A 12,768-nucleotide genomic window follows, 5' to 3' on the forward strand; every position below is an offset into this window, starting at 1 on the left:
AGCCTTCCTTAACGGTGAGGACAAAAACAGCGATTCTACCGAACCCTCGCGGTAAAACATGCTCTATTGCCTGCCAGGCCGTCCACGATGAACCCGGCAAGCGCTTGCAAAACGACTAAAATCAACCTTCGAGACGATTCATACCCAGCCACAGCGGGTTGCTGCTGTTTGCAACCCCTGCGTGATGGGCCTCGACAACCGGGAGTGGCGCACCCTGAATCTATCTGGTAAGTTCGCCCGCTTGCAGCCGCAGGGCCGGCAGGTGTCGGTGACGTTGCAATCCTGCGCAATGGATTAGAAGAGTGAGAGGCGGTCTATTCATGTCCACCCAAGCAAAGCAACAGCAATCCCCAGGCCTCAGCGGCTTCGAACCTTACGTCACGAAGGAAGGTGAGGAGTACATGGGCGAGCCCATGCGCGAGCACTTCACCAAGATCCTTAACAAGTGGAAACAAGACTTGATGCAGGAGGTCGACCGCACCGTTGACCATATGAAGGACGAAGCAGCCAACTTCCCTGATCCGGCCGACCGTGCGAGCCAGGAAGAAGAGTTCGCCCTTGAACTGCGTGCCCGTGATCGCGAACGCAAGCTGATCAAGAAGATCGACAAGACACTGCAGTTGATCAAGGACGAAGAATACGGCTGGTGCGAATGCTGCGGCATCGAAATCGGTATTCGCCGCCTGGAAGCACGTCCTACCGCCGACATGTGCGTGGACTGCAAGAACCTGGCAGAAATCAAGGAAAAACAGGTCGGCAAGTAACCCCTGCCGAGCTGAACGAATGGGGCGTACAAACGCCCCATTTTTGTTTCTGGCGTTTAGCGATTTTCCAGTAGTATCCGGCCCATGACAGCCTCTCCCTATATCGGGCGTTTCGCCCCCACGCCCAGCGGCCACCTGCACTTCGGCTCGCTGGTCGCCGCCCTCGCCTCTTACCTTGACGCCCGCGCCAACCATGGCCGCTGGCTGATGCGTATGGAAGACCTCGACCCTCCCCGCGAAGAACCCGGCGCCCAGGCGGCAATCCTGCATGCCCTGGAAAGCTATGGCTTCGAGTGGGACGGTGAAATGGTCCGACAAAGCGACCGGCACGATGCCTACGCCAAGGTGCTGAACGACCTGTTCAACCACGGCCTGGCCTACGCCTGTACCTGCTCGCGCAAACAGCTGGAGCCCTACCACGGGATCTACCCGGGCTTGTGCCGTAATGCCGGTCATGAGCAGCACGATGCGGCCATCCGCCTGCGCGTCCCGGAGCTGGAATACCACTTTACCGACCGCGTACAGGGCGAATTCCGACAACACCTGGGCCGCGAAGTGGGTGACTTCATCATCCGTCGCCGTGACGGCCTCTACGCCTACCAACTGGCCGTGGTGCTCGATGATGCCTGGCAAGGTGTTACCGACATCGTGCGCGGCGCCGACCTGCTCGACTCCACGCCGCGCCAGCTGTACCTGCAAGAATTATTGGGGCTGCGCCAACCGCGTTACCTGCACGTGCCGCTGATCGTCCAGCCGGACGGTAACAAGTTGGGCAAATCCTATCGTTCCCCGCCCTTGACCACGGACCAGGCCACGCCTTTGCTGTTGAGAGCCCTGCGCGCCCTCGGCCAGCAACCCGGCGACGAACTGCTGCACGCCAGCCCACGGGAACTGCTGGATTGGGGCATTGCCCACTGGGATGCGCAGTTGATCCCGCGCACACTCACGCTGGCCGAAGCGCAGTTGCGCTGAAGGCGCTTGCAGCCGGCCAGGCATCCGTTACCATCGCCGCAGTTATTCAATCAGAGGCCAACATGTACATCTATCGCTTGGTCCTGCTGCTGGTCGTCGGGATCTACCTGTTTTCCCCCGCCATCATGGATTGGTGGATCGACGCCACGGGCGCCTGGTATCGCCCCTATCTGCTGTGGCTGATCCTGATCGTCGTGACTTTCATCCTGCAGAGCCAAAAAGATGCCGATGAGCTTTAGCCTCACCCAGATGCTGCTGATCAGCGCCGCCTACCTGGCCGCGCTGTTCGGTGTCGCCTGGATCAGTGAGCGCGGAATGATTCCGCGGGCGATCATTCGCCATCCGTTGACCTACACCTTGTCCTTGGGCGTCTACGCCAGCGCCTGGGCGTTCTATGGCACGGTGGGCCTGGCCTATCAGTATGGGTATGGCTTTCTGTCCAGTTACCTCGGGGTGTCCGGGGCCTTCTTGCTGGCGCCGGTGCTGCTGTACCCGATCCTGAAGATCACCCGCACCTATCAGTTGTCGTCCCTGGCCGACTTGTTCGCCTTCCGCTTTCGCAGCACCTGGGCGGGCGCGCTGACCACGATTTTCATGCTGATCGGCGTGTTGCCCTTGCTGGCCCTGCAGATCCAGGCAGTGGCCGACTCCATCAGCATCCTGACCCGTGAGCCGGTGCAGTATCGCGTCGCCCTGGCCTTCTGCGCGCTGATCAGCCTGTTCACGATTTTCTTCGGCTCACGCCACATCGCCACCCGTGAGAAACACGAAGGCCTGGTCTTTGCGATTGCTTTCGAGTCGGTGATCAAGCTGATCGCCATCGGTGGCGTCGGCCTGTATGCGCTCTACGGCGTATTCGACGGCCCGCAACAGCTGGAGTTGTGGCTGCTGCAAAACCAGACCGCCCTCGCCGCGCTGCACACCCCGCTGCAGGAAGGCCCGTGGCGCACGCTGCTGCTGGTGTTCTTCGCCTCGGCCATCGTGATGCCGCACATGTACCACATGACGTTCACCGAGAACCTCAACCCGCGCTCGCTGGTCAGCGCCAGTTGGGGCTTGCCGCTGTTCCTGCTGTTGATGAGCCTGGCGGTGCCGCTGATCCTGTGGGCCGGCCTCAAACTGGGCGCCACCACCAACCCCGAATATTTCACCCTCGGCGTCGGCATCGCCGCCAACAGCCCGGCCCTGGCGCTGCTGGCCTATGTCGGCGGGTTGTCGGCGGCCAGCGGCCTGATCATCGTCACCACGCTGGCGCTCTCGGGCATGGCGCTCAATCACCTGGTGCTGCCCCTGTACCAGCCGCCGGCCGAAGGCAATATCTACCGCTGGCTGAAATGGACCCGCCGCGCGCTGATCGTCGCGATCATCATGGCCGGCTACGGTTTCTACCTGCTGCTGGGCGCCGGGCAAGACCTGGCCAACCTGGGGATCGTCGCGTTTGTCGCCACCTTGCAGTTCCTACCGGGGGTGTTGTCGGTGCTGTACTGGCCGACGGCCAATCGGCGCGGCTTTATCGCCGGGTTGCTCGCTGGGATTCTGGTGTGGCTGGTGACCATGTTGCTGCCGTTGGTCGGCAACCTGCAGGGTTTCTACATCCCGCTACTGAACATGATCTACGTGCTCGACGACACCAGCTGGCACATGGCGGCGATCGCCTCGCTGGCCGCCAACGTGCTGATGTTCACCCTGATCTCGCTGTTCACCAACGCCAGCCCGGAAGAAACCAGCGCCGCCGAAGCCTGCGCGGTGGACAACGTGCGCCGCCCGCAACGCCGCGAACTGCATGCTGCCTCGCCCCAGGAGTTCGCCACGCAACTGGCCAAGCCCCTGGGCGCCAAGGCCGCGCAAAAGGAAGTCGAACAAGCGCTGCGCGACCTCTATCTACCGTTCGACGAGCGCCGCCCCTACGCCCTGCGCCGCCTGCGCGACCGAATCGAAGCCAACCTGTCCGGGCTGATGGGCCCCAGCGTGTCGCAGGACATGGTGGAAACGTTCCTGCCCTACAAGGCGAGCGGCGAAAACTACGTCACTGAAGACATCCACTTCATCGAAAGCCGGCTTGAGGATTACCACTCACGCCTCACTGGCCTGGCCGCCGAACTCGATGCCCTGCGCCGCTATCACCGCCAGACCTTGCAGGAACTGCCGATGGGGGTCTGCTCCCTGGCCAAGGACCAAGAGATTCTGATGTGGAACAAGGCCATGGAAGAACTCACCGGCATTGCCGCGCAACGGGTCGTGGGCTCGCGCCTCAATACCCTGGGCGACCCGTGGAAGGAACTGCTGCAAGGCTTTATCAACCTGCCCGACGAACACTTGCACAAGCAGCACCTGGCCCTCGACGGCCAGACCCGCTGGCTCAACCTGCACAAGGCGGCGATCGACGAGCCCCTGGCCCCCGGTAACAGCGGCCTGGTGTTGCTCGTCGAAGACCTGACCGAAACCCAGATGCTCGAAGACAAGCTGGTGCATTCCGAGCGCCTGGCCAGTATCGGTCGCCTGGCGGCGGGCGTGGCCCATGAAATCGGCAACCCGATCACCGGTATCGCCTGCCTGGCGCAGAACCTGCGCGAAGAGCGCGAGGAAGACGGCGAAATCACCGAGATCAGCGGGCAGATCCTCGAACAGACCAAGCGCGTGTCGCGCATCGTGCAGTCACTGATGAGCTTCGCCCACGCCGGCGCCCATCAGAACCACGACGAAGCGGTGTGCCTGGCCGAAGTGGCACAGGATGCCATTGGGCTGCTGGCCTTGAATCGGCGCAATTTCGAAGTACAGTTCTTCAACCTATGCGATCCGGACCACTGGGTCGACGGTGACTCCCAGCGCTTGGCGCAGGTGTTGATCAACCTGTTGTCGAACGCCCGCGACGCGTCCCCGGCCGGCAGTGCGGTACGCGTCAAGAGCGAGGCTTTCGAGCACACGGTCGACCTGATCGTGGAGGACGAAGGCAGCGGCATTCCACAGAACATCAAGGACCGCTTGTTCGAACCCTTCTTCACCACCAAGGACCCCGGTGAAGGCACCGGTCTGGGCCTTGCACTGGTCTATTCCATCGTTGAAGAGCATTATGGACAAATCACCATCGACAGCCCGGCTGACACAGAAAGCCAACGCGGCACCCGTATTCGGGTGACCTTGCCGCGTCATGTCGAAGCGACGTCCGCTGTGAACTGAGACCGTCGAGAGAATTGAATCAATGCCGCACATTTTGATCGTCGAAGACGAAACCATTATCCGCTCTGCCTTGCGTCGCCTGCTTGAACGTAATCAGTACCAGGTCAGCGAAGCCGGCTCGGTGCAGGAAGCCCAAGAGCGGTTCAGTATTCCCACGTTCGACCTGATTGTCAGCGACCTGCGCCTGCCCGGCGCGCCGGGCACCGAGTTGATCAAGCTCGGCCAGGGCACCCCGGTGCTGATCATGACCAGCTACGCCAGCCTGCGCTCGGCGGTGGACTCCATGAAGATGGGCGCGGTGGACTACATCGCCAAGCCGTTCGACCACGATGAGATGCTCCAGGCCGTGGCCCGCATCCTGCGTGACCGCCAGTCGGCCAGCAGCGCTACGGCCGAACAGCGTCCCGCCGGCAAGGCGGCCAACGGCGCCGACAAGCCGGGCGTCGACAACAGCAATGGCGAGATCGGCATCATCGGCTCCTGCCCACCCATGCAGGACCTGTACAGCAAGATCCGCAAAGTGGCGCCGACGGACTCGAATGTGCTGATCCAGGGCGAATCGGGGACCGGTAAGGAACTGGTGGCCCGCGCCCTGCACAACCTGTCCAAGCGCGCCAAGGCACCGATGATCTCGGTGAACTGCGCGGCAATCCCCGAATCCCTGATCGAGTCCGAACTGTTCGGCCACGAGAAAGGCGCGTTTACCGGCGCCAGCGCCGGGCGCGCGGGCCTGGTGGAAGCGGCGGACGGCGGCACGCTGTTCCTCGACGAAATCGGCGAGTTGCCCCTGGAAGCCCAGGCGCGCCTGCTGCGTGTACTGCAAGAAGGCGAAATCCGCCGGGTGGGTTCGGTGCAATCGCAGAAGGTCGATGTGCGCCTGATCGCGGCCACTCACCGCGACCTCAAGAGCCTGGCCAAGATCGGCCAGTTCCGTGAAGACTTGTATTACCGCCTGCATGTGATCGCACTCAAGCTGCCGGCCCTGCGGGAACGGGGTGCCGACGTCAACGAGATCGCCAATGCGTTCCTGTTGCGCCAGAGCGCGCGCATCAACCGTACCGACCTGCGGTTCGCCGCAGACGCCGAGCAGGCGATTCGGCACTACTCATGGCCGGGTAACGTGCGGGAGTTGGAGAATGCGGTCGAGCGTGCGGTGATTCTGTCGGAGAGCCCGGAAATTTCCGCCGAACTGCTGGGTATCGATATAGAACTCAGTGACCTGGAAGACGACGACTTCATCGGTCTGGCCCCGCAACAGGGCGCCGCCGGCAATACCAGCCATGAACCGACGGAAGATTTGTCACTGGAAGACTACTTCCAGCATTTCGTCCTCGAGCACCAGGACCACATGACCGAGACCGAACTGGCGCGCAAGCTGGGCGTAAGCCGCAAGTGCCTGTGGGAACGGCGCCAACGCCTGGGTATTCCACGGCGCAAGACCGGAGTGGCCAGCGAAAGCTGAGGGCGCGCGCCCACAGGTAACACCCGCCAATGTGAAAAAACTGTTACCGCGGATATTTCGCGTAACAAAAGCCGGGGCTTACGGTAACGAAGCCCCGGCTTTTTTTTCGCCGCCAAACAGCCAAAAATCCCTCAACCCCCTGGTTTTGCTGGTCGGCGCAAAAGTTGGCACGCACCCTGCTATATGCTTAGTACAAAAACAATAACAAGCTTTGTACAAGACAATAAAAATAAGACGAATCGACTCACGCACAATAAAAACAACACGGCGGAGGCGCAGCTAACTGATTCTTTTGGAGAGGCGTTGCATTTGGGGCTTGCCCCGCAACCAGGCCGAGAACAACAAAAACTGCCCTAAGGCAGAGCCTGAACTGGTTGGATCGTAGATCAGCAACACAGCGACCAAAGCAATCCGTTTGCTCTTGACTCCCGATTGGGAGTGTCATGAAGGTCACACTTCATGGCGAGGGCGATCAACAAAAACAAAAAGCCCGAAACCAATAATAAAAATAGAGCACGCAACTACTTCTGGGGGAGCTTCGGCTCCCCTTGTAGTTTCCGGTATTTGACGTTTTTAGGCTTATGGCGCAAGGCCTGTAGCTTGTTCCTACACCATCCCCCGACTAAATGCTAGAATCCCGGCCCATCATGCGGTCATTCTTCGTTATGGCCGAACATTCCTTCAAACAGTGCATCCCATGCTGAAGAAGTTGTTCCAGTCATTCCGTTCTCCCTTGCGTCGAACGCAACACAAACGCAGCACGCCTGAAGTGCTCAACAGCAGCCAACATTCGCTGCAACGCGCTCAGTTCAGCCGTTATGCAGTGAACATCGTCGAACGTTTGCAGAACGCCGGTTACCAGGCTTATCTGGTGGGCGGCTGTGTACGCGACATGTTGCTCAATATCACACCCAAGGACTTCGACGTCGCCACCAGCGCCACGCCCGAGCAAGTGCGCGCCGAGTTTCGCAATGCGCGCATCATCGGCCGCCGCTTCAAGCTGGTGCATATTCACTTTGGCCGCGAAATCATCGAGGTCGCGACCTTCCGTGCCGGTCATCCGCAAAACGATGAGGAAGAAGACACCAATCAGTCTTCCCGCAACGAAAGCGGACGCATCCTGCGCGACAACGTCTACGGCACCCTGGAAGAAGACGCGCAGCGCCGCGACTTCACCATCAACGCCCTGTATTACGACCCGGTCAGCGAGCGCATCCTCGATTACGCCAACGGCGTACACGATATTCGCAACAACCTGATCCGCCTGATCGGCGACCCGACGCAGCGCTACCAGGAAGACCCGGTACGCATGCTGCGGGCGGTGCGTTTCGCCGCGAAGCTGAACTTCGGTATCGAGCGCCACACGGCGGCACCGATTCGCGAACTGGCGCCGATGCTGCGGGAAATCCCCTCGGCGCGCCTGTTCGAAGAAGTGCTCAAGCTGTTCCTCTCGGGCTACGCCGCCGATACCTTCGAAATGCTCGTCGACCTGCAGTTGTTCGATCCCTTGTTCCCGGCGAGCGCCGAAGCACTGGAATACAACCCGACGTATACCCACACCCTGATCAGCGAAGCGTTGATCAACACCGACCTGCGCATCAAACAGAACAAACCGGTCACCCCGGCGTTCCTGTTTGCCGCCCTGTTGTGGCCGGCCTTGCCCAAACGCGTACTGCGCCTGCAGGACCGTGGCATGCCGCCGATCCCGGCCATGCAGGAAGCCGCTCACGAGTTGATCGCCGAGCAGTGCCAGCGCATCGCCATCCCGAAACGCTTCACCCTGCCGATCCGCGAGATCTGGGACATGCAGGAACGCCTGCCGCGTCGCAGTGGCAAGCGCGCCGACCTGTTGCTGGAGAACCCGCGCTTCCGTGCCGGCTACGACTTCCTGCTGCTGCGTGAAAGCGCCGGCGAGCAGACCGACGACCTGGGCGAATGGTGGACCGACTACCAGGACGCCAATGACAGCGAGCGCCGCGAGATGATTCGTGAACTCGGCAGCAAAGGCGATGGCGTCGGCGAAGGGCCCAAGAAGCGCCGTCGCAGCGGGAGCAAACGCAAGCGCAGCGCCGCCGATGCCTCGGGCGCCGCAGGCGAATAAACGTGGAACGCATCTACATCGGCATGGGCAGCAACCTGGCGGCCCCGGAGCAACAATTGCGCAATGCTATCGAGGCGTTGGCGCAATTGCCGGGCACTACCGTCGCCGGGGTGTCGGCCTTCTATCAAAGCGACTCCCTGCTCCCCGGCCAACCGCGCTACACCAATGCGGTCGCGGCCCTGGACAGCTGCCTGGCGCCACTGGAACTGCTCGATGCGCTGCAAGCCATCGAGAACGACCAAGGCCGCGAGCGCCTTGAGCGTTGGGGCCCACGCACGCTCGACCTGGATATCCTGCTGTTCGGCGACCGCCTGATCGACGAACCACGCCTGCAAGTGCCGCACTATCAGATGCACCTGCGCGCCTTCGTGCTGTACCCGCTGGCCGAACTGGCCCCGGCCACCCTGCAATTGCCCGATGGCCGGCGCCTCAGCGACCTGCTCGCAGCCTGCCCGTTTGTCGGCCTGGAACGCATGCCTGCGCTCAGCACCCAGCGTTGATCAGCCACTGCTGAATCGCATCAGTAACAGCGGTAACACCACCGTCGTAACAATGCGGTAACACATGCAATTGACTTCCCGTGTCCTCCTCACGACTATAGGCGTCCCGCTGCCGCCAACCGGCGCTAAAGGGCGCAATCCAGGCCTTATAAGCACTGCTCTCAAGAAAGTGCGCCTGTATAAACGAAGACTCACGCGCGTTACTCGCTGTTTCCATGCGCCTGAACGAGGACCCTTTTCATGCCAGACGTTACCCTGACCACCTTGCAGAGCCTCAAGCTCAAAGGTGAAAAAATCACGATGCTGACCTGCTATGACGCCACCTTCGCCCACGCCTGCTGCCAAGCCGGTGTCGAGGTGTTACTGGTGGGCGACTCCCTCGGCATGGTGCTTCAAGGGCATGACAGCACCCTGCCCGTCACCACGGATGAACTTGCGTACCACACCGCCAGCGTCAAGCGCGGTAACGACGGCGCCTTTATCATCGCCGACCTGCCGTTCATGGGTTACGCCACCGTCGAACAGACCTTCCACAACGCCGGCAAATTGATGCAAGCCGGCGCGCACATGGTCAAGCTCGAAGGGGCCGCCTGGCTCGCCGACTCGATCCGCATGCTGGCTGAACGCGGCGTGCCGGTGTGCGCGCACATGGGCCTGACACCGCAGTCCGTGAACATCCTCGGCGGCTATAAAGTCCAGGGCCGCAACGAAGCCCAGGCGCGCCAGATGCGTGCCGATGCCATCGCCCTGGAACAAGCCGGCGCCGCGATGATCGTGCTCGAGTGCGTGCCCAGCGAACTGGCCGCGGAGATCACCCATGCGGTCAAAGTGCCGGTGATCGGCATTGGTGCCGGGTCGGCCACCGACGGCCAGGTCCTGGTGCTGCACGACATGCTCGGCCTGTCGATGAGCGGCCGGGTACCGAAGTTCGTGAAAAACTTCATGACCGGCCAGGACAGCATCCACGCCGCGTTGAGCGCATACGTCGCCGAAGTCAAAGGCGTGACCTTCCCAGGCGCCGAACACGGATTCTCTGCATGAACACCGTAAAAACCCTACGTGAACTGCGGGCCGCCGTTACCCATGCCCGCAGCGCCGGCAAACGTATCGGCTTTGTGCCCACCATGGGCAACCTGCACAGCGGCCACGCGGCCCTCGTGGCCAAGGCGGCCCAACAGGCGGATTTCGTGGTCGCGAGCATCTTCGTCAACCCGCTGCAATTTGGCGCCGGCGAAGACCTGGACAAGTACCCGCGCACCCTCGCCGCCGACCAGGAAAAACTCCTGCAAGCCGGCTGCAACCTGTTGTTCGCGCCAAGCGTCGAGGAAATGTACCCCAGCGGCATGACCGGCCAGACCCGCGTCAGCGTGCCGCAATTGTCCGAAGGCCTGTGCGGCGCCAGCCGTCCCGGGCACTTTGAAGGTGTGGCCACGGTGGTCAACAAGCTGTTCAACATGGTCCAGCCGGATATGGCCGTGTTTGGCCAGAAGGACTACCAGCAACTGGCCGTGATTCGCGCCATGGTCCATGACCTGAACATGCCGATCCAGATCATCGGTGAACCGACCGTGCGCGCCGAGGATGGCCTCGCGCTGTCATCGCGCAACGGTTACCTCACCGCCGAGCAGCGGGCCGTCGCGCCGACGTTGTACCGCAGCCTGAGTCAGATTGCCGCCGCCATCAAAGGCGGCAACCGCGACTTCGCCAAACTGCGTGCCGAACAGGTTCAGCAGATCGAAGCCGCCGGCATGCGCGTGGATTACCTCGAAGTGCGCCAAGGCGTCCACCTGCGCCCGGCCACGGTCGAGGATCGCGATGTAGTGATCCTGGTCGCGGCCTACCTGGGCGCGACGCGCCTGATCGACAACCTGCATCTGACCCTCGACTGACCCCCTGCCCGTTGCCCAGCCTGATGCGCCGGTATAAAAAAGTACCGGCCACAGCGCAGACAAAGCCAAGACATATCGACACGCTAGGTTTAATGTATTCGCCCTGCGCTATGGTTAGCGCTGTCCGGAACCCATTGCTTGATGAAAGACTGGATGTTTCGGGCTTTGAAGTGTCCTAAAGGCAGTCCCCGTAATAAAAGGAAACCCGCAGCGATGGCGTACTACCGCACCCCTCATGACGTTACCGCTCTGCCCGCCTGGCGAGCGCTCAATCAACATCGCCAAGCCATGCAGGATTTCAGCATGCGCGACGCGTTCAATGCCGATCCTCAGCGTTTTTCCCAATTCACCTTGAGCAGCTGCGGGCTTTTCCTCGATTACTCGAAAAACCTGATCACCAGCGAAACCCGCAACCTGCTCGTGGACCTGGCCAAGGAAGTCGACCTTAAAGCCGCGATCGACGCGCTGTATGCCGGCGAGCCGGTGAACTCGTCCGAGGGTCGCCCTGCCCTGCACACCGCCCTGCGCCGCCCAGTGGGCGACAAGTTGTCGGTCAACGGCGTGAACATCATGCCGGACGTACACAAGGTGTTGAACCAGATCACTGACCTCGTGGGCCGCATCCACGACGGCCTGTGGCGCGGCTACACCGAGAAGCCGATCACCGACGTGGTGAACATCGGCATCGGTGGCTCGTTCCTCGGCCCGGAGCTGGTCTCCGAAGCGTTGCTGTCCTACGCCCACAAAGGCGTGCGCTGCCACTACCTGGCGAACATCGACGGCAGCGAGTTCCACGAGCTGACCATGAAGCTGCGCGCCGAGACCACGCTGTTCATCGTCTCGTCGAAATCCTTCAACACCCTCGAAACCCTGAAAAACGCCCAGGCCGCCCGCGCCTGGTACCTGGCCCAGGGCGGCTCGGAAGCCGAGCTGTATCGCCACTTCATCGCCGTATCGAGCAACAACGCGGCCGCCGTGGCCTTCGGCATCCGCGAAGAAAACATCTTCCCGATGTGGGACTGGGTCGGCGGCCGTTACTCGCTGTGGTCGGCCATCGGCCTGCCCATCGCCCTGGCCATCGGCATGTCGAACTTCAAGGAGCTGCTGTCCGGTGCCTACACCATGGACCAGCATTTCCAGAACGCGCCGTTCGAACAGAACATGCCGGTGCTGCTCGGCCTGCTGGGTGTGTGGTATGGCAACTTCTGGGGCGCGCAGAGCCATGCGATCCTGCCCTACGACCACTACCTGCGTAACATCACCAAACACTTGCAACAGCTGGACATGGAATCCAACGGCAAGAGCGTGCGCCAGGACGGTACACCCGTGTCCACCGATACCGGCCCGGTGATCTGGGGCGGCGTGGGCTGCAACGGTCAGCACGCGTACCACCAGTTGCTGCACCAGGGCACCCAACTGATCCCGGCCGACTTTATCGTGCCGATCGTCAGCTTCAACCCGGTCTCCGACCACCATCAGTGGCTGTACGCCAACTGCCTGTCCCAGAGCCAGGCGCTGATGCTCGGCAAGACCCGCAGCGAAGCCGAAGCCGAGCTGCGCGACAAGGGCCTGCCGGAAGCCGACGTGCAGAAGCTGGCCCCGCACAAGGTGATCCCGGGCAACCGTCCGAGCAACACCCTGGTGGTCGAGCGCATCAGCCCGCGGCGCTTGGGCGCACTGGTCGCGATGTATGAACACAAAGTGTTCGTGCAAAGCGTGATCTGGGGCATCAACGCCTTCGACCAATGGGGCGTGGAGCTGGGCAAGGAACTGGGCAAGGGCGTCTACAACCGCCTGACCGGCGCCGAAGAAAGCCTGGCCGACGATGCGTCGACCCAGGGCCTGATCAACTACTTCCGCGGTCGTCACCGCGGCTGATGTCGGTCACACAGGGCCGGCGTCC

General features: G+C 61.7%; 10 protein-coding genes. All 10 read left to right on the plus strand.

Translation table 11 applies throughout. The annotated features are described in order from the left end of the window. Positions 1 to 320: 320 nt before the first annotated feature. On the plus strand, positions 321 to 764 hold the full coding sequence (gene dksA, locus JN756_RS27365; protein ID WP_017847439.1) for an RNA polymerase-binding protein DksA: 444 nt from the start codon (positions 321 to 323) through the stop codon (positions 762 to 764). An 84-nt stretch (positions 765 to 848) separates the two neighbouring features. Continuing rightward, on the plus strand, positions 849 to 1,736 hold the full coding sequence (gene gluQRS / locus JN756_RS27370; RefSeq protein ID WP_046382052.1) for a tRNA glutamyl-Q(34) synthetase GluQRS: 888 nt from the start codon (positions 849 to 851) through the stop codon (positions 1,734 to 1,736). 62 nt (positions 1,737 to 1,798) lie between these two features. Beyond that, positions 1,799 to 1,975 (plus strand): hypothetical protein, encoded by a 177-nt coding sequence (locus tag JN756_RS27375; protein ID WP_003176118.1) that lies wholly within the window; start codon positions 1,799 to 1,801, stop codon positions 1,973 to 1,975. Continuing rightward, a complete protein-coding gene (locus JN756_RS27380) occupies positions 1,959 to 4,913 on the plus strand; it encodes a sensor histidine kinase (RefSeq protein WP_164887002.1) in 2,955 nt (984 codons plus the stop codon). Before JN756_RS27375 ends, JN756_RS27380 begins: the two co-directional genes overlap by 17 nt. A 22-nt stretch (positions 4,914 to 4,935) precedes the next feature. Next, positions 4,936 to 6,375, plus strand: a complete 1,440-nt coding sequence (locus JN756_RS27385; protein ID WP_017847436.1) for a sigma-54-dependent transcriptional regulator — start codon at positions 4,936 to 4,938, stop codon at positions 6,373 to 6,375. A gap of 697 nt (positions 6,376 to 7,072) precedes the next feature. Then, complete coding sequence (locus tag JN756_RS27390) at positions 7,073 to 8,476, plus strand: polynucleotide adenylyltransferase PcnB (RefSeq protein ID WP_046382050.1); 1,404 nt, start codon at positions 7,073 to 7,075, stop codon at positions 8,474 to 8,476. Between the two features lie 2 nt (positions 8,477 to 8,478). Then, on the plus strand, positions 8,479 to 8,976 hold the full coding sequence (folK, locus tag JN756_RS27395; RefSeq protein WP_017847434.1) for a 2-amino-4-hydroxy-6-hydroxymethyldihydropteridine diphosphokinase: 498 nt from the start codon (positions 8,479 to 8,481) through the stop codon (positions 8,974 to 8,976). Positions 8,977 to 9,216: 240 nt separating this feature from the next. Further along, positions 9,217 to 10,017, plus strand: a complete 801-nt coding sequence (panB, locus tag JN756_RS27400) for a 3-methyl-2-oxobutanoate hydroxymethyltransferase (RefSeq protein ID WP_201021547.1) — start codon at positions 9,217 to 9,219, stop codon at positions 10,015 to 10,017. Next, positions 10,014 to 10,865: a pantoate--beta-alanine ligase gene (gene panC / locus JN756_RS27405; RefSeq protein WP_201021548.1), complete on the plus strand. Its 852-nt coding sequence runs from the start codon at positions 10,014 to 10,016 to the stop codon at positions 10,863 to 10,865. The genes panB and panC overlap by 4 nt, the downstream gene beginning before the upstream one ends. A 213-nt stretch (positions 10,866 to 11,078) precedes the next feature. Beyond that, entirely contained in the window at positions 11,079 to 12,743 is a 1,665-nt protein-coding gene (gene pgi, locus JN756_RS27410; RefSeq protein WP_017847431.1) for a glucose-6-phosphate isomerase, read from the plus strand. The last annotated feature ends 25 nt before the right edge of the window (positions 12,744 to 12,768 follow it).

Origin of the sequence: Pseudomonas sp. Y39-6 (assembly GCF_023651955.1) — a bacterium.
GTDB lineage: Bacteria > Pseudomonadota > Gammaproteobacteria > Pseudomonadales > Pseudomonadaceae > Aquipseudomonas > Aquipseudomonas veronii.